Source organism: Halioglobus maricola, assembly GCF_009388985.1.
Lineage (GTDB): Bacteria > Pseudomonadota > Gammaproteobacteria > Pseudomonadales > Halieaceae > Halioglobus > Halioglobus maricola.
This window is the reverse complement of sequence record NZ_CP036422.1, coordinates 2,031,593-2,053,404: the sequence shown is the minus strand read 5'-3', so window position 1 is coordinate 2,053,404 and position 21,812 is coordinate 2,031,593. Positions and strand designations below refer to the sequence as shown.

Sequence of the window (21,812 nt, the reverse complement as noted above, 5' to 3'; positions counted from 1 at the left end):
AATTCCTCTCCTTCCTCATTCAATCTAGCAGGGTGCAAAAAACTGGCAAGGGCCGTGCGATGAATATACTCTGAAAGTCTTTGCAGACACCACGAGAACAGCGGCATGAGCATACTGATCGGCGGCAGCGAGAGCGGCCAAATTTCCCTGGACCCAAAATTTGCCAATCGACACGGCCTGGTGGCTGGCGCCACAGGCACAGGGAAGACAGTAACACTGCAATGCCTCGCTGAAGGTTTTTCGGATCTGGGGGTCCCTGTCTTTCTCGCCGATGTTAAAGGCGACATTTCCGGCATGAGTCAGCCAGGCAAACCTCATCCCAAGGTAGACGAGCGCGTCGAGAGCATCGGCATCGAGGGCTACTCTCAGCATGCCTACCCCGTGGCTTTCTGGGATTTGTTCGGCAAGAAAGGGACACCGGTACGCTCGACTGTATCAGAGATGGGGCCGCAACTACTGTCGCGATTGCTGGATTTGAACGAGACCCAGGAAAGCATTATGACCCTGGTGTTTGAATTCGCCGACAACGAGGGAATCCTGCTGGTGGATCTCAAGGATCTGCGAACTACGCTGGAATTCCTCGGCGAAAACGGCAAACAAATGGGAACCGGCTACGGTGTTTCCAAGGCATCAATAAACGCTATTCTGCGTCGCCTGTTGATGCTGGAACGAGAAGGGGGAAAAAAGTTTTTCGGCGAACCGGCCCTGGAACTCGAAGATTTCATGCAGGTGGCCCGCGATGGTCGCGGGATCATTAATATTCTGGCGGCCGACCAACTGATTATGAGCCCCCGAGTCTACTCGACATTCTTGTTATGGTTGCTCTCGGAGTTATTTGAGACCCTGCCCGAACTCGGCGACCCGGAACAACCGGTGCTGGTGTTCTTCTTCGACGAAGCACACCTGCTGTTTCGCGATGCTCCCAAGCCGTTACTGGAAAAAATTGAGCAGGTGGTTCGGCTTATTCGCTCCAAAGGCGTAGGCGTTTACTTCATCAGCCAGAGCCCCAGTGACATTCCCGATAGTGTTCTGGGGCAGCTGGGCAATCGCATACAACACGCCCTGCGCGCGTATACGCCCAAAGAGCAAAAAGCTGTGCGGGTGGCTGCCCAGTCATTCCGGGCCAATCCAAAACTCGACACTGTGACCGCGATCACTGAGCTCGGCGTCGGCGAGGCACTTGTATCCACTCTGCAGAAAAAAGGTGTCCCCTCGCCCGTAGAGCGCGTACTCGTCAGACCACCCTGCTCGCGGATGGGCAAGGCGACCCTCGCCGAACGTAAAGCCCTGATGGATCGCGACCCGAATATGCGCCGCTACGGCGAATCTATTGACCCACGTTCAGCTCATGAGGTGCTGTCGGAGCGCACTCAGGCTCGACTCGAGCAACAACAGGAAGCGGAACTGAAGGAACGCGCAGCAAAAGCGCAAGGTAAACCCAAAGCCCGCAGCAGTAATCGCCAGAGTGTGGGCGAGGCCTTTCTGAAGAGTGTCGCACGCAGCCTTGGTTCTACCGCCGGACGGGAGCTGTTCAGGGGTATCCTGGGTTCACTACTGAAATGATGTCAGCCGTCAGTCAGCTGTTCCACCCTGCTCATCCAGGCGCCCACTGCAGCGTATTCTGACATTATCGAAGCAAGCTCTTCGGTATCCAGAAAGCAGAGAAACATTGCATATACTGCCAGGTCGGCGAGGGTGAGCTGACCGGCCACAAGAAAATCGGAATCATTGAGCATTCCCGCGACCGCCGAGATATGCCGGCGGCAGTCCACCAGTAACTGAGCCTCGGTTTTGCGGCCGATACCCTGTGTACCAGTGATTTTACGGATGCCTTTACGAATCTGCCCCGGCATTTTTCCCGCCAGCACCGACTTCATGAACCAACACTCACGCTCGAACATCCGCGGCAGGTTGCGCTCCCAGTTGCGGTCGGTAGTAAAGCGCATATGCATCTCATAGAAATAGAGGCTCTCATCCGCCCAATCCTCCAGCGCATGCACCAGGCCTGCCGCCGCCGGGTCTTCGGGAATGAGCCGGGGTCCGGGGAAATTCTCCTCGATATAGTGAGCCACATCAGTGGAGTCGCAGACCCAATGCCCATCGTGTTCCAGCGCTGGCAATTTGCCCGTGGGGTTATGTTTTTTCTTGAGTTTGCCCTGCTCTGTCAGCCGCCAGTAATTCTCTTCAAATGCGACGCCTTTAAAGCGCATCATTCGCTGCAACTTCTCGTTGAACGGCGACATATGAAACTGGTGTAAAACCACCATCTGAATACCCCTATTTCGGTTTTTTATCGTCGCGGAAACCCGCTGGTTTTTTTGCTGACGCACGTGTATAGTGCCGCGCGCGAACGGCCAGTGACCCTGGCTAAAATTTATATGAAATCGCGTTCGGAAGCCGCCTTACCCAGGCGTTTTCGGGCCCTGTTTCCTGCAAAATGATAGCAACAATATGAACCGAATTGTAATCGGAGCGGCTCTCGCCGCCCTGCTTGGCACAACTATGCCTACCCTTTCCGTTTTTGCCAAAGCAAATACCGAATCTCCTCGATCTGAAGCCCAGTCACTCAACGAAGCCACCAGGGCGATACGCCTGTTCGACGACATCTTCGATCGCCGGGTAGCCCGAGACCCCGAGTATCAGAGCTACCTGGGTATAAAAACGGATTACGACAAATGGACGCCCCTTAGCGAAGAGCGCTACGCCAGCGAGCTAGCCCACAATAAGGCGGACCTGGAATCCCTCAAGTCGATCAATGTCGACCAGCTGGACGAACAAACGCTGCTCAGCTATCGCCTGATGGAACAGGACTTGAAAAACCGCATTGCGGACTACCATTGGCGCCACCACAGCTACCCTGTAAACCAGATGTTCGGCAAACATTCTGGTATACCCGCCTTTCTTATCAATCAGCACAACATCAGGTCCATCGATGACGCCCACGCCTATATCGCGCGCCTGAACGGCATTGCGCCATTGATGGCACAGCTGATTGAGCAGTTGGAGATCCGCGAACGCAAGGGCATCATCGCCCCCGATTTCGTTCTGCCACACGTCATCTCCGACTCTCGCAACCTCCTTAAGGGTGCTCCCTTTGACGGCTCCGAGCCCAGCACCCTGATGGCTGACTTCAACAAAAAAATAGGCGACCTGGATATCACGCCTACCCAGCGCAACACGCTGAGCCGGGAAGCCGAGATGGCGCTGCTGGAAAGCTTCGAGCCAGGCTACCGCAAGCTGATTGCCTATCTCGAGGAGCTACAGGACAAGAGCTCGCACGAAGCAGGCGTTGCGAAGCTGCCTGAGGGCGACGCGTTCTACAAGAATCGCCTTGCCCGCATCACCACAACCGATCTGACGGCGGATGAAGTGCACGAGCTGGGCCTCGCAGAAGTCGCACGTATCCACGGCGAGATGCGCGCCATCCAACAGCGAGTCGGATTCGAAGGCACGCTGCAGGAATTTATGCAGTTCATGCGCACCGACAAGCAATTCTATCTACCCAACACCGATGAGGGCCGCGATCAATATCTCTCCGAGGCTCGTGTCGTGCTGGAAGACATTCAATCACGGCTGGACGAATTGTTTATTACCCAACCTAAAGCCTCGCTTGAGGTAAAACGGGTAGAAGAGTTCCGCGAGAAGTCTGCCGGAAAGGCGTTCTACCAAATGCCTGCGGCGGACGGCAGTCGTCCAGGCAAATACTACGCCAACCTGTACGATATGACCCAGATGCCGACCTATCAATTGGAGGCTCTGGCGTACCATGAAGGTTTACCCGGCCACCATATGCAAATTGCCATCAAGCAGGAGCTGAGCGAATTGCCCAAGTTCCGCCGCTTCGGCAGTGTCATCGCCTACAGTGAGGGCTGGGGGCTCTACTCTGAGTTACTGCCCAAGGAGATTGGCCTGTATCAAGACCCCTACTCCGACTTCGGCCGCCTGGCCATGGAATTGTGGCGCGCCGTGCGTCTGGTGGTCGACACCGGCATGCACACCCGGGGATGGAGCCGAGAAGTCTCCATCGATTTCTACGTGAGCAACACACCGAACGCAGAAGCCGATGCGGTCAAGATGGTCGAGCGCCACGCAGTGATGCCCGCACAGGCTACAGCTTACAAAATCGGGATGCTCAAGATTCTCGAAGAGCGCAACAAAGCACAAGCCGCCCTGGCCTCAGACTTTGACATCCGCGATTTTCACGAGGCCGTGCTGCGCAATGGCGCTGTCCCGCTGAACGTACTCGAAGCGCAGGTTAATGCCTATATTGCTGAGAAACGTTCTCTTGCTGGGAATGCCACAGAGCGCCCCGCAGGTTAACGACGACCTTGAATGGCTACGCGCCCGTTACCCGGGCGCGCTGCCGCGCAACTTCTTGCCCATCTCCACGACGGCAACGACGATAGCGCCTGCCACGAAGCCAATGGCAAGGCCTGCCAGGGTTGGCGTGAGCGCTGCCATGAGCGGCCCCACACCCAGGGCAAACTGTTCCACCGCCACTCCCAGCGGATGAATCCCGTGCAACAGGATTCCGCCACCCACCATAAACATCGCGATCGTGCCTATAACGCCCAACGCCTTCATCAGCCAGGGTGCAAAGTTAATCAGGCGCATGCCAAACCAGCGCTTGAAACGTGCCCACACACCATCGCCCTCGCTCTGGTGCAGGTACAATCCCGCGTCATCCAGTTTTACGATTCCTGCGACTAGCCCGTAGACTCCGACGGTCATGATGAGTGCGATACCCACCAGCGTAAGCACACGAATCAAAAGGTCCGCGTCGGCAACGATACCAAGGGTAAGCACGATGATTTCTGCTGACAGAATAAAGTCCGTCCGTATGGCACCTTTGATCTTTTGCCGCTCGAACTCGACCAGGTCGACATTCGGGTCAGCAACCTGCTTTAGCAAAGCCTCTGTTTCCGCTTCTGCATGCTCAGCGCCGTGCAGGAACTTGTGGGAGACTTTTTCAAACCCCTCAAAACAGAGATAAAGCCCGCCAGCCATCAGTGCCGGAGTTATCAACCAGGGCGCGATAAAGGAAATGACGAGCGCCGCAGGTACCAGAATCGCCTTGTTGAGCATCGAACCCTTGGCGACGGCCCAAACGACAGGCAGCTCGCGCTCTGCCCTGACGCCTGTGACCTTCTCGGCATTGACGGCGAGATCGTCCCCAAGGACGCCGGCGGTCTTCTTCGCCGCGACCTTGGTCATAAGCGATACGTCATCGAGTACTGCCGCTATATCATCTATCAAAACCAGCAGACTGGATCCTGCCATGATGTACTCCCTAAGGTTCGATACCAAGGGAGTGTGCCTTTTTGACTGGCAAAACACTAGTTGCGCAGCGTTGTTCTTTGTACAATGCGCGCCTATTTTTTGACCAGCTCAACCCGCTTATGACGACCCAAGGCCCTACAGAACTGCTCTCTCCTGCCGGCACCCTGAAGGCGATGCGCTACGCCTTCGCCTACGGCGCGGACGCCGTATACGCAGGCCAGCCGCGCTACAGCCTGCGCGTGCGCAACAATGAATTTAACAAACTGGAAAACCTCGCCGCCGCCGTCGATGAGGCACATCAACTCGGCAAAAAATTCTATCTGGCGTCCAATATCTCACCGCATAACGACAAGGTTCGCTCTTATGTTCGCGACCTCGAGCCCGTGATCGAAATGGGCCCGGACGCGCTGATCATGTCAGACCCAGGCCTGATCATGCTGGTAAAAGAACGCTGGCCAGAACAGGAGGTGCATCTCTCGGTACAGGCCAACGCAGTAAACTGGGCCAGCGTTAAATTCTGGCACAGGCAAGGCATCAGCCGCGTCATTCTTTCCCGCGAGCTGGGGCTGGATGAAATCGAAGAGATCCGTCAGCAGTGCCCCGAGGTGGAACTCGAAGTGTTTGTTCACGGCGCGTTGTGCATCGCCTACTCCGGCCGCTGCCTGCTCTCTGGCTATATGACCCACCGCGATTCCAACCAGGGCGCCTGCACCAACTCCTGCCGCTGGGAATACAATACCCATGAGGCAAAGGAAACAGAGACTGGCGACATCATCGCGGTTGACGCCGGTGTCAGGCAGCACCATCCCGACGCCAATGAGCCCGTCCTGTTGCAGGAAAAAAGCCGTCCTGGCGAGTACATGCCCGCCTACGAGGACGAGCACGGGACCTACATTATGAATTCCAAGGACTTGCGTGCTGTGCAACATGTGGAGCGCCTGGTAAAAATGGGCATTCACTCGCTCAAGATCGAAGGCCGCACCAAGAGCCACTACTATGTCGCGCGCACGGCACAGGTGTACCGCAGCGCGATCGACAACGCCGTCGCGGGTAAATCCTTTGATATGGGGCTGATGTCTGAGCTGGAGCATCTAGCGAATCGGGGGTATACCGAGGGTTTCTATCGACGTCACGTGCCCGACGAGTACCAGAATTATGAAGTGGGCAACTCTAGCAACCCGAATCAACAGTTTGTTGGCGAAGCAGTGGCATGCGACGCTGAAACAATGACGGTGGATGTAAAGAACTACTTCGAGGTGGGAGACACGCTGGAACTGATAAGCCCTGCGGGGAACCAAAGTTTTACCCTGCAACAGATCACCAACAAGCGTGGCCAGGCCGTAAATGAAGCGCCCGGATCAGGCCATGTGGTAACGATCCCCCTGCCAGAGGGCCACGGTCTGGCAGAAAACGGCGGCAACGCCCTGCTAATGCGGTATCGCTAAATTTTCTTGCGCCGACGCTTGGCCAGGACTTTCATCCTGGAGCTTGGATAGCGCGGGAGCTTTCCGCTTGAAAGGAAGCGGTGAATGCTCTCCTGCGATCGAATCCTGGCGGATTTCTTCGCTGTACGGACGAAGTGATTGTCCTGGTTAACATCGATTACACGCGCCTTGATATTGTCGTGCCACTGCTGGTCTAGCACGGACTGAATCATCTCCTGCGCATCCTGGTCGAAGATGGGAGCCATCACCTCAACCCGGTAGTCCAGATTGCGGGTCATAAGATCGGCAGAACCTATAAGGTAGCGAGGATTTCCGCGGTTATAAAAGACATACACCCGAGGATGTTCCAGGTAGCGATCGACAATGCTGATGGCATGAATGTTCTCCGAGAGCCCCTTCACACCCGGCAATAGCGAACACATGCCGCGTACTATCAGATGAATCTGCACGCCCGCTTCGCTGGCTTCGTAGAGCTTCTTGACCAGCTTGGCATCAACCAGGTTGTTACACTTGAGCGTCATCTCGGCCCGATAGCCCGCCCGGGCATTTTCGATCTCCTGTTCAATCAAACCGATCAATCCCGGCCTGCTACTGTGAGGCGACACCAGCAACAGCTTATAGTCAGGCCGACGATAGGTGTACTGGAGGAAATCGAAAACCTGATAGACATCCTTGCCCACGTTCTGATCATGCGTAATAAGCGTAAAATCAGTGTAAATACGCGCCGTCTTCTCGTTGAAATTACCCGTACCTATATGGCTGTAGTAGCGGCGCGCGCCGCCCTCTTTGCGCTCGATCAGAATCAGCTTACTGTGAACCTTGAGACCGGGTATGCCAAAAATCACATTGATGCCATTCTCGGTTAGCCGCTGCGCCCAACTGATATTTGCCTCTTCATCAAAACGAGCCGCGAGTTCCACCACCGCAAGAACGCGCTTGCCGTTGTCGACAGCATTGACCAATGCATCAATCACCCGCGAGTTCTTGGCCACGCGATAAAGGCATATTTTTATATCGGTGACATAAGGGTCAAGCGCCGCCGTTTTTAGTAGATCAACAACGTAATCGAAAGGGTGGTAGGGATAGTAAAGAAAGACATCCTTCTCCCGCACTTTGTCGAAAATACTCCCCGCCTCGTCTAGTCTGGGCACACGAATCGTCGCCAGCGGCTTGAACTCCAGATACTTGGGCCCAACGTTCGGAAAACTCATGAAGTCCTTCGAGTTGTGATAGCGGCCACCGGCAATCAGGCTGTCGTATTTGCCGAAACCGAAGCGTGCACTGATGTGGCTGAGCAGTCGCTCCGGCATCTTTCCGTCGTACACCATACGCACCGCATCAGCTTTTTTGCGCTGCTTCAGGCTCTTGGCCATCTTATCAATCAGGCTCTGGGAAATTCCGGTATCTATTTCCAGTTCGGCATCTCGGGAAAATTTAAAACAGTAAGCGGCGGCCTCATCTATCGAAATTACGCCGCGAAACATCTGTGGCAGGCAGGCGCGCATCATGTTGTCGAGTACGATAAAAACCTTGCCACTCTTGCCCCTGCGCCGGGGAATTTCAACGAAGCGATCCAACCTGTCAGTGGGCACTTCGACCACAGCATACTCGTAGCTATCACCGGACTTGATGTCTATCGCCAGATAAAGTGACTCGTCATTCAAGACGGGAATCGCGCGATCATCGCGCAGAAGTATCGGTTCCAGTTCCGGTAGTACCGTCGACGTGAAATAGCTTTGCACGAAGGCTGCCTGGCCTTCATCAAGTTGCCGTTCGTTAACCAGGTAAATCTTGCGCCGGGCCAACTCCGCCATAATCAGGCTGTAAATTCGGTCAAACTCTTTCTGTAGCTCTGCGACGCGCTCTACGATAGCCGCCAGGAGATCTTTAAAGTGCTGCCGATTTGCCCCGGAAGACACCGAAATCAGGCGCCTTACTTCTGCGACCCGCACGCGGAAAAACTCATCCGCATTGTTGGAAAATATGCCGAGATAGCGCAGCCTCTCGATGATAGGCACCGTCTCATCGGCCGCCTCTTGCAGCACACGGGCATTGAAGCTTAGCCAGCTGAGTTCGCGCGGGAAAAAGAGGTCGCTCTCACGCAAGTCTGCTACGCGAGTTTTGATCGGATTCGCCATGATGTTCCTGCCGTGGTTAAGCAGTTGAATCTAGTACATTTTGAGGCAGAGCGATAGCGCGGGAATATGACAAAAAAAGCCCGGCACTAAGGCCGGGCTAAAGTAGGGATATTACCTACAGGGATAGTCTGGTTGCGGCTGCGCTTTTCGTCTCAAAAAGCCAGCTGCGGTGTAAAAAAGGCCCGTTTATTCCCCGTTACCGCTGGGGCGAGCCAAGGTAGGGATCTCTAAATCCGCTGTATCCTTCAGGCCGCAGCCTGTTGGACGTCTTCAGGGTAGGCCGCGCCTACCGCGTCAAAGCTGTAATCTTCCATGCCCAACTCCGCGAGCACTGGCTTTACCTCTTCTCCGCCCTTGGAGCTGATTCGTTTGTCGATGGCAGCCATCAAGCCATGCCGGTTTACCAACTGCCAGGTGCCTGTGGCTCTTGTGCGCTTACCCTTGGCGTAGCTGAGGGCTTCTTCGTAGGCGTAAATGGCGCGTACCGCAGCGAACTCCGCTTCGCTTGTTGTCTCGTGCCGTTCTGCCCTCAGATCAACCGCTTTGCGGTAGGCCTGGATAGCCAGTTCAGGGTGGCCCCGCTGAATGGCGTTCTTGGCGAACACATAACAGAGCTCAGGTTCTTTGATTCGTTCTACTAGTTCGTGCATGTCTGTTCTCCCTATCAGTTCTGCGCTCTTGTCGTCAGTGCGCTGTGCATGGGAGGTATATTAGGGGCCCAGGCTGTTTCACCACATGGCAGGCTACGCCAAAGGCATGGCCATTCGCGCCAACCCTACAACGCACGCAGCATACTTCTAGAAAATTACTGAAGTAATAAACCTAAGTACTTGAAATGGATTAAAAAAGCCCGCACGTCAGATGACGGGCGGGCTAACAGCCGTATGTTTCGGGGCAGAAACATCGGCCAGGGGACGTGTTAGCACGTGCAGGGAGCAACGTGCTAATTAGAAAATAGTCCGCTCTGGCCAAATAGCAAATTATTCGCTCAAAATTTCGCCAATCACGGCTTGAGGGCCAGTACGTCAGTCCTGAGGTGGCGCAGAACGCGCTCTGCCGTATTGCCCATAAGGCGAGCTTTCACGCCCTTGCGCCCCACCGTGCCCATAACCACGATTTGCGCTCGTTTGGCGGCTGCCTGGCTCGCGATGACTTTTTCAACTGGGCCTCTTTTAACAACAAAGCGCTTTTCGGGAATACCAAACTGCTTCGCCAATGCCTTGATCTGGGGCTGCATGTCGCGCTTGGCATCCGCGGCGAAAGTCGCCGGATCAACCAGGTCCAGATCTGCCAGCAGTACGGGAACCTCGATAGCGCTGACAATTTCGACGCTGGTATCCATTGCGCTGGCGAGTGCCGCTGCGCGCTGCAGAATTTCAACATTCAGTTTTTTCTTGATCGCCACCTTGCTGCGCAGATCCAAGGCAGCCAGTACTGGCTTGGTTCGAGCCCACTTGTTCTCGGCGATAACAAGCACAGGAGCCGGGCACTCCCGCAGAAGCTGCCAGTCGGTTGAAGTGTGCGCAAGTGTGTCAGATCGACGGCCGGTTTTCACAACCATTTCATAGCGGGTGCTGGTGCAGCGGCGGGAAACCCAGGCGGCGAGGTCTTTCTCCCACACGACGGTCAGCTTGACCTTCTGCCCTTGCTTCGCGCTTTCATCGACCCGGCCCTGCACCTCGAGGCGCTTGTCCTCGATCAGTTTCTGCTTAATTTTTACGCGTTCTTCTGCGCTAACGTTGATGGACTTGAGGGGCGCATAGACGAAAGATACGACTTCTGCGTCAAACCCGTGCCGTGCTGCAATGTCGAGGCCGCGGCGTGTAGCGATACCCTTGCCTTCGAGGTCGGCGACAATCAGAAGTTTGCCCATATACTTTTTCTCTCTGGTAGTTTGCCATTGAGATTATAGGGCTTTGGGTCGCAGTGGAAAGTGGTGTAGATCAATTAGCCAGCATTAACGGGGTACCAGCGCATGCCCTGGCGTGTCACCAGGCCGTCGCCTTGCAAGTCGACCAACATACGCTCCACTATGCCCTGGTGATAAAAGTCGCCTCCCTCTGGATTCCACTGGGAGAGAAAACGCGCGATGTCGTCACTGGTAGCGCCAGCGCGATGAGATACTCGCATTGCCATATAAACCATGGACTTGATCATGCGCATGACCTTGTCAGTCATAACAGTGATTGGATTATTCATAGCTCGCTCCTTGGTGAATACAAGAGCAAGATACGCCTGTCCAGGCTGAGTGCGCATGGCAAGTCGCGCCAACTGCATGACTAACGGCGCCATTGCGCCAGGCTAGGTTTCCGGCTGAACCGACGCGCGAAAATCGGCCGGGGCCACGCCTGTCCAGCGCTTGAAGGCACGAGAGAATGTGCTTGGCTCCGAGAACCCCAGTAGATACGCTGTCTCTACAACCGAGCGATTCGGAGTACTGAGATACTTCTGCGCTAGTTGCAGACGGGTATCCTGCACCAGGTCCATAAAACTCGTGCCCTCCTCCTTTAACTTGCGCTGCAGGGTCCGATTACTCACATGCATTGCATCGGCGATCTGCTGCTGACTGGGAGCGCCATCTGGCAGGTACTCGACAATCTTGTCGACGACATCACGAGACATTGAATGATTGAGGAAGCCCGCGAGATAAGCCTGGGTTTGCTCGTCGTTGGCGCGCGCCAGGGCCGGGTCACCGGTGATCAGTGGTTCGCGAATATCCGCGCCGTACCAGGACATGCTGGTCACGTCCGAATCGAAACTGACAGCAGTACTCAATAGCGACTCCCAGCGCGACGGATCGTCGGGCGCAGGCCGCTCCATGATCACGGCCACCGGGGCAATAAAATCACCGAGAGCGAGATTACACATACGCGACACGATCCCTACACCAAAATCACGCACTGCAGGGTGGTAGTTCTCGCTAAAAGGGATACGACCGAAGTCGAGGCGCACCATCTCCCCTTCCTCTACCAGACTAGTATCGGCGGAGGTGGTAAGCAGTTTACCGAACCGCACAAGACGCTGTAGTCCTTCAAACACAGTATCGCTGGCCAGCCACGCCAAACCCAAACCATGCAACACCTGCGCCTGGAGCTGCTCGGCAGCCACCAACCCAAACGCCTCTTCGCCTGTCTCTTCGACGCAATACGCCAGCAACTCATTGAACACCTGCTGGGGCACACGCCAGTCCGGATTGGCCAGCTTGGCGCTGTCCAGACCCACTTGCTGAAAAACGTCCAGGGGCGACATACCGTATAGACGCATCGCCTGCGCGAGCGGCAACACCATGCTCCCAAGCACTGAATGTTGAAGTTCTGAATCGTGCTCCATGCCCACCCCTCTTAACCAAGTGTCAGCGTAAAGCAAAGCTTGCCATCGCCCAAGGGGTCCAGGCACTGTATTTGTGTACAAAATGTGATGGCACAGCGCGCGCCAAAAAATGATGATGGGCGCGAGCGCGCCCGATCGATAAGCCCAGACAGGCAGTTAGAGCTTGGAGAACTCTCGATTTAGCTTGTATTTGCGGGAGGTGACATAAGATTCCATGTCCTCAACTCTGCGCAAAGCCGCATCGAGACGGTCCTTGGCGCGATTCAAGCGGACACTGCTGGAATCAGAATAGCGAAAGACTTTGCGCGGCCGATAGTCGTGGTAGCGCTCGTCGTACTCCATCTCCACTTCCACGTCCTCGTAGTCTGGCTCCTGCCAGCTATAACCATCGTCATCGCTGCGCCGTGTAGGCCGCGGCGCCAGGAGAATCCAGGCGCCGAGATACACCCAGAGCGCCAGAGTGCCGGTAAAAATAAAGCCGCCAATCCAGATCAGGCGCATCACCCAATGGGCAATATCCCAGTGGTCTGCCAGGCCAGCGCAAACACCTGCAACCTTGCCTTCCCGTGTGTTGCGGTAAAGCCCCATATTCCAGCCCCCGCGCTTGTTACTGTAAAACTTCCTAGCGTGGCCACCACTCCTGCGGCGGCGATTGTGATACTTGCGACTCATCACTTACCCTCCCGGGATTCTTCTTGAGCTCCCTTGCGCCAGCCACCGTGGTCGGCGTCCAGCAGTTTCTCCAGGGTCTCAATTCGATCCGTCAATTTATCCACTGTCACCAGCATGTGCTCGACAGTTTCCCTGTCCTCGCTGGACAGGCCCTTCGCCGAACGGTTCACGCTGCGGTAGTGCATGCTGATCCAGATCGGCGCTACAACCACCATGAACAAAATGGTGGGGACGAACATGAATTGCCAAAATTCCATTAATGCATTCCTTGGGCGGGGCTCAACGAGCCCATGCTGCCATTGTTACCTCGTTGAGCCAAATTCAACGGTGTGGTCACGCTTCCTTGTCACCGCCAACTTCAGATTTGAGCCGGCTCAGCTCATCGTTAATGCGATCATCCTCGGCCAGTGCATTGATCTCAGCGGCCAGGTCTGGCGGCACATCGCGGCCGACATCCATCGACTCAAGCTGACTTTCCAGGGTGTCCATGCGGCGCTCGAAGTGCTCGAAACGCTGGAACGCAGTGTCCAGTGCGTCGCGGTGCATCTGGCGTTTCACCTTGATACGAGACTCTACCGTCTTGGTGCGCATCATGAGCGCTTTCTGCTTCGCCTTGGCATCGGACAGTTTCTGCTGCAACTGGGCCACCTCAGTGTTCAGCTGTTCGATATGCTCGTCGGTGGCTTTCAGTTCGGCCTCAACAGCAACGACCTCGTCCTCAATCGTGTGCTTCTCCTGCAGCGCAGCGCGAGCAAGGTCTTCGCGGCCCTTACTGATGGCCAGCTTTGCCTTTTCTTCCCAGGTCTCAGCTTCGGCCTGGACCTGCTCCAGGCGGCGGGCAGCCCCCTTGCGATCGGCCAGTACTTTGGCAGATGAAGAACGGACCTCTACAAGGGTGTCCTCCATCTCCTGAATGATCAGACGAATCATTTTTTCAGGGTCCTCAGCCTGATCCAGCAAAGAATTTAGGTTTGAGTTGATAATGTCGGTCATGCGGGAAAAAATACCCATTTTTACGTCTCCTGCTTCTTTAATCTCAACCCTTGACCTGTGTTTTTGCCACAGGCCGGGCGATCCAGTAAATCAGTTCAATCACCGCCACCACCTGCATAAAGCTCCACACAGCGGCTGCGGTCCCGGCGAAAGCGGCTGTCATCACACATAGCACTGCAAGTGCCATGTAGATAAGAAACCTCTCACCCCATCTGTTCATCGATTGTTCCCTACGTTGGTTTAGTGTTTTTTTGTCTTACGGGCAATCTATTACAGAATCCGTGCCAGAATCTGTATGCTATTGATAAATAACAGCTTTAATCGAAATCACGCTAGATTTTGAACTCCTATTAGGCTTAATTTACCCAAATATTTGGTTTATTAAGCCTCCTATATAGGTATATTTGACCTATGAATAGACCTCAAGAAAGTATGATCGGCAACTCAGCCGCGCTTGCTGCCGCCCTGGACCGGGTATCGCTACTGGCGCCCATCAATCGTCCCGTGCTGATTCTGGGCGAGCGAGGGACCGGTAAGGAGCTGGCGGCCGACAGATTGCACTACTTGTCGACGCGCTGGGACGCCCCACTCCTCAAGACCAACTGCGGCGCCATCGCTGAATCATTACTCGAATCTGAACTCTTCGGCCACGAACCGGGCGCGTTCACGGGTGCCACCAAAACCCACCGGGGCCGCTTTGAACGCGCAGATGGTGGCACATTATTCCTGGACGAACTGGGCACCATGTCGCTGCGCCTGCAAGAAAAAATGCTGCGTCTGGTTGAATACGGTGAATTCGAGCGCCTCGGTGGGCAGCAAACACTGCAGGTGGATGTACGCGTGATAGCTGCAACAAACGCCGACCTCCCGACCCTGGCGGAAAAGGGAGAATTCCGCGCCGACCTGCTCGACCGCCTGAGTTTCGATGTCGTGCACTTACCGCCGCTTCGACACAGGCAGGAAGACATCCCGGAACTGGCGTCCCATTTCGCCATCGGCATGAGCTCGGAGCTGGGCTGGGAGCTCTTTCCCGGATTTTCCGAGCGGGCGATGGCCGCTCTCGTTGGCCACCGCTGGCCAGGCAACGTGCGGGAGCTCAAAAATGTTGTCGAGCGGTCACTTTATCGCTGGGGCAATGCTGAAGCAGAAATCGACGAAGTTGTCCTGGATCCCTTTGAATCGCCGTACCAGGATGCTTCTGAAGCAACTATCGTTGAGGCGCCGAGCTCGGCGACGAAACCGGAAGCCGATTTTAGTACACGCATGGAGCAGATTGAGCGAGAACTACTCGCCTCTGCACTCGCAGACAACGCGGGCAACCAGCGCCGAACTGCTGAAGCTCTCGGACTGAGCTATGACCAGTTACGCGGCATGGTACGCAAACACGACCTGGGTGGAAGACGGCGAAAAAACCGCTAGGATTAAGACACATAATAAGGATCGAATGATGAATGCCCACAACCTAGTGATTATTGCCTCCGGCGTTTTTTTCCTGAATGCCCTGCTAACCGGTGTCTGGAAGTATCTGCAAATGGTCGATAGCGAATCAGGTCACGCACACATTTACGTAGATACCGCGCACCGCGCCTCACTGATGTACGCCTTCGCCTGTATCCTGCTGGCCGTCTTTGTGAATATCAGCCAACTAGGCGCGACCCTTGAGCTGATTGCATCATTGATGCTGGTGACGTACTTCGCAATTGCCATACTCACTTACATGTTGGCGGGTTTGAAACAGAACACTGACAACCAGGTGCACAATGCATCGGCAGCGGTCCGGGTGTTTATGTGGTCTCTGATTACGGCAGAGATAGGCGGCTTTCTCATCCTGTTTTACGGTGTCCTGATCGCGCTGCTCTAGGCGTATCTGCCATGGACGAGCTCGCACTATTGGAAGACCTGTTTCTGGGCACACCACGACAGGGACCCGGCAGCCCCGACACTGTGCGGCGCGCGCTGGAACTCTGCGCGCTGGATGCCGCAAGTGAGCTACAGGTAGCAGATATTGGCTGCGGCACGGGCGCCTCGACCCTCCAGCTCGCCCAAATACTCAATGCCAGCATCACCGCCGTCGATTTCCTGCCACGGTTTCTTGCCCGCCTCGATGCCACCGCATTGGATGCCGGCCTCGCCAGCAAAATACACACCCTGTGCTGTTCAATGGGCGCTCTGCCCTTCGCCGCAAACAGCATGGATATGCTCTGGTCAGAAGGCGCGATCTACAACATGGGGTTCGCCAGTGGCGTAAAGGCCTGGCATCCTTTTCTTAAACCTGGCGGCCTGCTGGTTGTTTCTGAAATTACGTGGAGCCACTCTGCTCCGGCGGATGAGCTGCGGGCATTCTGGCAGCGGGCGTACCCGGAAGTGGACACTGCAGGCAATAAAATCAGGGTATTGGAAGCAAACGGCTACAGTCCAATCGGCTACTTTTTGCTACCGGAAGAATGCTGGACCGAGCACTACTATGCGCCGCTTGCAGCTGAATTTGAACCCTTTCTAAAGCGCCACGAGGACAGCGAGGCTGCCAGCGCAATTGTCGCGGAGAACCGCGCTGAGATCGCGCTGCACGAAAAGTACAGCGGCGACTTCAGCTACGGGATGTATATCGCCAGGAAATGCTAGAGAATATCGCTCATGGAGAAGCCGATACCGATACGATTGGTTGATTCATCGTAATCGATCAGGCTTTCACCGTAGCCATTAAAGTACTGCACATAACCACGGAAGCGGTCGGTACCCCAGAGTGGGAACGTCCAGTCGATCTGGATGGCGCCATTGTTATCATCAGTATTCAGATTATTGCGCAGAGTGAAGCCGAGCTCGTGCTCACCCAACTTCCAGACGCCATTCAGGTCACCGTAACCCATGTACTTGTACATGCGAGGATTATCATCGTCCTCTTCATCTTCCGGGAATCGGTACCAGGCACGGGCTATCAGGGCGAAGTTGTTTCGTTCAAACGCTGCAGAACCAATTGCCCGGTTCCAACTGCGAGACAAGATCTCTCCACGGCCATTGGACTGGTGATTAATGCTGAGCCCCAGAAGGGTGTTCTGGAAACCCAGAATTTCCCAATCGTTTTCCACGGTGAAAATCAGTTCGGGCTGGTAATTGGTCTCGCGAAAAGGTGCTGACTCATCAGAGTTATACACCTGCCACCAGTTTTCCTGTGTATAGGCGGCCCAGAGATTCGTGCCCTCACCCAATATGTCTTTCCACATCATTGCCTTGAAGCTGATCTGGAATTTAGCCTCCAGTTTATCCATCTCTGCATCGGGATAAATGTCGGTCCAGGCCTCTTCATTGGGCGTACTATTGTACGTAACCGGCAGCAGGTAATTGCGCTTGTGTGGGGTTATCGCCCAGACTTCTTCGCCACTTTCCTCATCCGCATCCAGTCGAGCCACGACAAGACCCGGCTCACTCTCCGCTTCCACGACAGCCGGCGCCGGCTCGATAGACTCGACCGAAATCTGCTCAGCTTCAGTGGCAAGCGCGTCATAACAGGCGAGGCGTTGCTGATTGTCACCTATCGCGGAACACTGTGCCAAACTGGAGGCACTCGCATGACTCGCGAAGGCCACTGCGCAAAGCGCGATGGCGGCGGAAGAAGTACGCATGATTATTTCAACTCTGCAACGAAGGGGAACGGCGCAAATAATAACCCAATACAGACGCCCGCTGGAGCATCAATCACGGCACTATTGCCACGGCTAGGCAGGCGTCATATCCCCGAAAGGCGACTCGAGATCGAGATCTACGGCATAGCCACCGACCGTGATTCTGCGATCATCCAGATCCACGTCGCCGTCTTGAAGTACACCATGGTCGAAACGATACACAGGATCTATTGTCCCTGCGGTCATGCCTTCATCGTAGCAACTCTGCGCCTCTAGAACCTTCTGGTTCGCGGCCTCGTACGCCTGCCACTCCGCCGCCGAATAGCGGGCCTGCATCATCCGCCTTGTCACAACCGGGCTGAGCATGGTGGCTGACGCATTGTTGCCCCCAAACCCCTTGGAATTAATGATTGCATAGGCTGATTCGGCTGGATCAAATTCACGATGCTCGCGACTGAAGGCCAGGTTTTCCTGCTTAACGTCGTCCGCTATATCATTAATGGTCGTAATGCCCGGGATGATGCCGTGATGCCAGATACCCAGTGCAGAAGTCACCTGGTCGCCCGATGCCGCCCCGAGAGAGTGCCCCAGGTAACTCTTGAGCGCAGCGACAGGCCAGTTTTCTATGCCAAAGGCACCCGCTACGCGCGAAAGAATTTCAGATTCACTGGTGCGATTCTGCGGCGTTCCTGTCCCGTGGGCCTGGACAATTCCGCCACTGCGCAACGCTTCGTCGCCTACAATCGCGCGCGCAGACGCGGTGGCCTTGGCCATTGTGATGTAGTTCCCCACGCCCGGCCCGGAGATAGACTTCTTGTAACCGTCTGCATTGACAAAAACATCCGTCGCAGCACCGAAGACTGTGGCGCCCATCTCCATTGCCAGAGCATCGTCAAACAGCACAATCATCTGTGACGACTCAGCGATGGTGAAACCACAGTTATCTGCGAAGGGGCGACATGCCCGGCGATGATCGGCGGAGGCTCCTTCACCCAGGCCATCGAGAGCGCGCAGCTCCTTGTCAGTTGCCAGCGCACCCATTGCGGCGTAGCCCTCCATCACTTCGGCATTGATCGGCGCCTCCGCCGACCCGATAAAGGCTATCCGAGCACGCCCGGCGCGGATATCAGCGATCCCCATACGCAGGTTATACAAAAAGGAAGCGCAGGCGCCGAGGGTCGCACCGGTGGCGCCCATGGTGCCGAGAATATAGGCGTTAATAAAATCCGACGGCATCTCAGCCAGACTCAATGGGCAGTACTTGGATGTCACGCGTTTGCCGTTATAGCGCGCCTTGAGCATACCGCCCGCGCCCGCGCTGTCGAGCTGGCCCATGGCACTGCCGGCGTAAACGCTGATCTGGTCGGCCGGTACCTTGCCCTGCAGCATTTCCCAGTCCAGACCGAGATTACCGAGCGCATCTGATGCAGCGCAGACAGTCATTTGCAGGCCCCGAGGATGGCTGCGCGATGGATACAAAGTGCCCGGTTCATAACCGGTCGGTAACTGCCCCGCTGCCTTGACTTCGAAGTCCCGGGCCGTCGGCAACAGAAATTCCTGATGACCGACGATATTGACGTTTACATGGGTCACCGAGGTGTTTGTGACTTTCCAACTGGGGGGAATAGCGTCCGGCAGGTGACGTCGCTCGATATCAAAATTCACCGGGTGGCCGTTGCTCTCAGTGGGAAAGCGCTGGTTCCACAGCACCGCGTCAGCGTCGAAGTGCTGCTCTTCGATTTTACGGATCAGGGTGTGCTCGAGGATGTACTGCTCATTCCCACTCACGCCATCGAGTCCCATCATGCTTGCGAGCGACGCCAGCGTTCGCTGCTGCTCAGCAGCCCCAAGTGCATCGTAGGCCATGCGCGCCACACCGTGATGCCCTGAAGCCCGCCCCGCTCCATTGATACCGCCAAGGCTGACAACAACTGGTAACCGCTCTTTGGACATGCTTCTGAAACCCTTATGCTATTTGCGCGAAAAAACCTGAAAGCAGTGTAAAGTCAGCTTCGGGTACGAGATATGGCAAATCTGTCATATAATGCGCCTTATCTGCCAGAGAGAAAATATGCCATGTACCGTGTAGGCGCCCTGCTCTACCCTCAGGCTCTTGCCACCAGCATCACCCTGCCACTTGAAATACTACAGGCTGCGGCACAACTCGCCCGGGTGCGCTCGCGGCACAGTGCCAGTGTGAGCACGGTTCTCGCGGCACCTGAACTGACGCCAATCACTCTGTTCGGCGGTTTAACGCTGACGCCCGAAACGCACTACCAGGATCTCGATGAACTGGACCTGCTGATCATTCCGGCAATCTGGCGCAACCCTCAGCCCATCGTCGCCGCTGCCGCGCCATGGCTGCCCAAGCTCAGGGAGTTTGCCGATGCTGGCACGCGTCTGTGCGCGGTAGGAACCGGCGCCTGCTTACTGGCAGAGGCTGGATTGCTCGATGGGCGCCCCGCGACGACGCATTGGAACTACCGCGATGAGTTCGCCAGGCGCTACCCCAAGGTGCAGCTTAAGAGCCGCCACCTCATTACCCAAAGTGACACCATATATTGTGTGGGCAGTGTTAATTCGATTGCCGACATGGCGGTACACCTTATCGAGGAATGGTACGGAGACAGCATCGCCCGGGCCGTGGAGAACCAGTTCTCGCCAGAGATCAGACAGCCATTTCGCGCCGCGGCCTACCAGACCGGCCCGGATGACAGCCACCACGACGAGCTAGTCGCACAGGCACAGGACATCCTGCGCGAACAGCTCAGCCACCCTGTCACCCTCAGGGACATTGCCGCGCGGCTGGGCATCAGCGACCGCAGCCTCAACAGACGCTTCCACCAGGCTTGCGGCACCAGTCCACGCGCATGGCTGGAAAATCTCCGCATAACCCAGGCTCGAGAGCTCCTGCGCCACAGCAACCTTCCCACCAACGAAGTTGCCTGGCAGGTTGGTATTAGCGACGCCAGCCACTTTGGCAAAGTATTCAAACGCGCGGTGGGCATCACCCCGGCGAAGTACCGCGAGGCCGTGCGAGGCAAGCTTTTCACACCAGGTGTACCTTGAGTAAACCCGACGCTTGTGGCTAAATTAGCGCCCTTTTTCGCCGCCACCCCGGCACGCATCAACGGACCCGCAAATGAGTGAAGAATCAGTAGTCATTGTCGATGGCGCCCGCACACCCATGGGCGGCCTGCAGGGCAGCCTCAGCGCTGTTCCGGCACCCGAGCTCGCCAGCACCGCGGTGCGCGCCGCGCTGAGCAAAAGTGGCATATCCGGCGAGGCGGTGGATGAAGTGTTTATGGGCTGTGTACTGCCCGCCGGGCTGAAGCAGTGCCCCGCTCGTCAGGCGGCCATAGGCGCAGACATTCCTGTGGCCACAGGCGCGGTCACCGTGAACAAGGCCTGTGGCAGCGGCATGCAGGCGGCGATTTTCGGCTATGACAGCATCATGGCAGGGACCAACAAAGTGGTTGTCGCGGGCGGTATGGAGAGCATGTCCAATGCCCCTCACCTGCTACCTCCAGGCAGCCGCAGCGGGCTGCGTACAGGCCACGGCCAACTCTTTGACCACATGTTTCTCGACGGCCTGGAAGATGCCTATACCGGTCGCGCAATGGGCAGTTTTGCTCAGGAGACGGCCAACGAACGCGGTATCACCCGCGAGCAGATGGACGCCTTCGCGGTCGAGTCTCTTTCACGCGCCAAAGCGGCTATCGAAAACGGCTCGCTGGCTGCAGAAATAGCACCGGTTAACGTGGTAACCCGGCGCGGCGAAACCCTGGTGGAAGATGACGAACAGCCGCACAAGGCTGCCGTCGACAAAATTCCAAAGCTGCGGCCGGCCTTTGCCAAAGACGGCACCATCACCGCCGCCAACGCCAGCTCTATTTCAGACGGGGCCAGCGCTCTCGTGCTGATGGCAGGTTCCGAGGCCACGGCCCGCGGGCTCAAACCGCTAGCACGAATCGTAGCGCACGCTCGCCACAGCCAGGCACCGGGTGAATTCACAATTGCACCTATTGGCGCAATCCAGAAGCTCATGGACAAGACCGGCTGGCAGATAGCCGACATTGACCTGTTTGAAATCAATGAGGCGTTCGCCATGGTGACCATGCTTGCTATCGAAGACCTTGGTCTGGACCACAGCAAGGTCAACGTGCATGGCGGCGCATGCGCTCAGGGCCATCCTATCGGCTCCACTGGCTCGCGCATCATGGTCAGCCTGATGTACGCCCTGAAAAAGCTGGGCAAAAAGCGTGGCGTAGCCGCGCTCTGTATTGGCGGCGGTGAAGCCACCGCTGTCGCTATTGAACTGATCGAGGAATAAC

Annotated in this window: 21 protein-coding genes; 8 read left to right on the top strand and 13 right to left on the bottom strand. The window is 56.0% G+C overall.

Annotated elements, in window-relative coordinates; genetic code table 11:
* The first annotated feature begins 105 nt into the window (after positions 1-105).
* Positions 106-1,563, top strand: a complete 1,458-nt coding sequence (locus EY643_RS09315; RefSeq protein ID WP_152661948.1) for a helicase HerA-like domain-containing protein — start codon at positions 106-108, stop codon at positions 1,561-1,563.
* A gap of 2 nt (positions 1,564-1,565) precedes the next feature.
* Here EY643_RS09315 and EY643_RS09310 read toward each other — a convergent pair whose 3' ends face one another.
* The gene (locus EY643_RS09310) at positions 1,566-2,267 is read right to left on the bottom strand and encodes a glutathione S-transferase family protein (RefSeq protein ID WP_152661947.1); all 702 of its coding nucleotides are present in this window, start codon (positions 2,265-2,267) and stop codon (positions 1,566-1,568) included.
* Between the two features lie 184 nt (positions 2,268-2,451).
* On the opposite strand from EY643_RS09310, the gene EY643_RS09305 reads away from it, so the two are divergent.
* The gene (locus EY643_RS09305) at positions 2,452-4,320 is read left to right on the top strand and encodes a DUF885 domain-containing protein (protein ID WP_152661946.1); all 1,869 of its coding nucleotides are present in this window, start codon (positions 2,452-2,454) and stop codon (positions 4,318-4,320) included.
* A 27-nt stretch (positions 4,321-4,347) separates the two neighbouring features.
* Here the strand turns inward: EY643_RS09305 and EY643_RS09300 are convergent, their stop codons facing one another.
* Positions 4,348-5,280: a DUF808 domain-containing protein gene (locus EY643_RS09300; RefSeq protein ID WP_152661945.1), complete on the bottom strand. Its 933-nt coding sequence runs from the start codon at positions 5,278-5,280 to the stop codon at positions 4,348-4,350.
* A gap of 119 nt (positions 5,281-5,399) precedes the next feature.
* On the opposite strand from EY643_RS09300, the gene trhP reads away from it, so the two are divergent.
* On the top strand, positions 5,400-6,725 hold the full coding sequence (gene trhP / locus EY643_RS09295; protein ID WP_152661944.1) for a prephenate-dependent tRNA uridine(34) hydroxylase TrhP: 1,326 nt from the start codon (positions 5,400-5,402) through the stop codon (positions 6,723-6,725).
* Here the strand turns inward: trhP and ppk1 are convergent.
* From ppk1 to EY643_RS09250, 9 genes are all read right to left on the bottom strand, one after another.
* The gene (gene ppk1, locus EY643_RS09290; protein ID WP_152661943.1) at positions 6,722-8,863 is read right to left on the bottom strand and encodes a polyphosphate kinase 1; all 2,142 of its coding nucleotides are present in this window, start codon (positions 8,861-8,863) and stop codon (positions 6,722-6,724) included. The two genes, trhP and ppk1, sit on opposite strands and share 4 nt — an antisense overlap.
* A 245-nt stretch (positions 8,864-9,108) precedes the next feature.
* Complete coding sequence (locus EY643_RS09285; RefSeq protein ID WP_152661942.1) at positions 9,109-9,513, bottom strand: hypothetical protein; 405 nt, start codon at positions 9,511-9,513, stop codon at positions 9,109-9,111.
* Between the two features lie 353 nt (positions 9,514-9,866).
* Positions 9,867-10,736 carry a universal stress protein gene (locus EY643_RS09280; RefSeq protein WP_152661941.1) on the bottom strand — a complete coding sequence of 290 codons (870 nt, stop codon included), beginning with the start codon at positions 10,734-10,736 and terminating at the stop codon, positions 9,867-9,869.
* Positions 10,737-10,810: 74 nt separating this feature from the next.
* Positions 10,811-11,062: a hypothetical protein gene (locus EY643_RS09275; protein ID WP_152661940.1), complete on the bottom strand. Its 252-nt coding sequence runs from the start codon at positions 11,060-11,062 to the stop codon at positions 10,811-10,813.
* A 102-nt stretch (positions 11,063-11,164) separates the two neighbouring features.
* Positions 11,165-12,193 (bottom strand): AraC family transcriptional regulator, encoded by a 1,029-nt coding sequence (locus EY643_RS09270; RefSeq protein WP_152661939.1) that lies wholly within the window; start codon positions 12,191-12,193, stop codon positions 11,165-11,167.
* 156 nt (positions 12,194-12,349) lie between these two features.
* The gene (locus EY643_RS09265; RefSeq protein ID WP_152661938.1) at positions 12,350-12,865 is read right to left on the bottom strand and encodes a PspC domain-containing protein; all 516 of its coding nucleotides are present in this window, start codon (positions 12,863-12,865) and stop codon (positions 12,350-12,352) included.
* Positions 12,865-13,122: an envelope stress response membrane protein PspB gene (gene pspB, locus EY643_RS09260; protein ID WP_152661937.1), complete on the bottom strand. Its 258-nt coding sequence runs from the start codon at positions 13,120-13,122 to the stop codon at positions 12,865-12,867. Before pspB ends, EY643_RS09265 begins: the two co-directional genes overlap by 1 nt.
* Before the next feature lie 76 nt (positions 13,123-13,198).
* Positions 13,199-13,876: a phage shock protein PspA gene (pspA, locus tag EY643_RS09255; RefSeq protein ID WP_152661936.1), complete on the bottom strand. Its 678-nt coding sequence runs from the start codon at positions 13,874-13,876 to the stop codon at positions 13,199-13,201.
* 25 nt (positions 13,877-13,901) lie between these two features.
* Positions 13,902-14,078, bottom strand: a complete 177-nt coding sequence (locus EY643_RS09250; protein ID WP_153239446.1) for a hypothetical protein — start codon at positions 14,076-14,078, stop codon at positions 13,902-13,904.
* 191 nt (positions 14,079-14,269) lie between these two features.
* Between EY643_RS09250 and pspF the strand changes: the two genes are divergently transcribed.
* From pspF to EY643_RS09235, 3 genes are read left to right on the top strand one after another with little or no spacing between them, the layout of a single operon-like run.
* Positions 14,270-15,277: a phage shock protein operon transcriptional activator gene (gene pspF / locus EY643_RS09245; protein ID WP_152661935.1), complete on the top strand. Its 1,008-nt coding sequence runs from the start codon at positions 14,270-14,272 to the stop codon at positions 15,275-15,277.
* Positions 15,278-15,305: 28 nt separating this feature from the next.
* Positions 15,306-15,719 (top strand): hypothetical protein, encoded by a 414-nt coding sequence (locus EY643_RS09240; RefSeq protein WP_240732876.1) that lies wholly within the window; start codon positions 15,306-15,308, stop codon positions 15,717-15,719.
* An 11-nt stretch (positions 15,720-15,730) separates the two neighbouring features.
* Positions 15,731-16,480, top strand: coding sequence for a class I SAM-dependent methyltransferase (locus tag EY643_RS09235; RefSeq protein ID WP_152661933.1), 750 nt, complete (start codon positions 15,731-15,733; stop codon positions 16,478-16,480).
* On the opposite strand, the gene EY643_RS09230 is transcribed toward EY643_RS09235, so the two are convergent.
* Entirely contained in the window at positions 16,477-17,478 is a 1,002-nt protein-coding gene (locus tag EY643_RS09230; RefSeq protein ID WP_152661932.1) for a phospholipase A, read from the bottom strand. The genes EY643_RS09235 and EY643_RS09230 overlap by 4 nt on opposite strands.
* A 93-nt stretch (positions 17,479-17,571) precedes the next feature.
* Positions 17,572-19,431 (bottom strand): beta-ketoacyl synthase, encoded by a 1,860-nt coding sequence (locus EY643_RS09225; RefSeq protein ID WP_152661931.1) that lies wholly within the window; start codon positions 19,429-19,431, stop codon positions 17,572-17,574.
* 72 nt (positions 19,432-19,503) lie between these two features.
* On the opposite strand from EY643_RS09225, the gene EY643_RS09220 reads away from it, so the two are divergent.
* On the top strand, positions 19,504-20,547 hold the full coding sequence (locus EY643_RS09220; protein ID WP_240732875.1) for a GlxA family transcriptional regulator: 1,044 nt from the start codon (positions 19,504-19,506) through the stop codon (positions 20,545-20,547).
* Between the two features lie 73 nt (positions 20,548-20,620).
* Positions 20,621-21,811, top strand: a complete 1,191-nt coding sequence (locus EY643_RS09215) for a thiolase family protein (RefSeq protein ID WP_152661930.1) — start codon at positions 20,621-20,623, stop codon at positions 21,809-21,811.
* Position 21,812 lies beyond the last annotated feature (1 nt).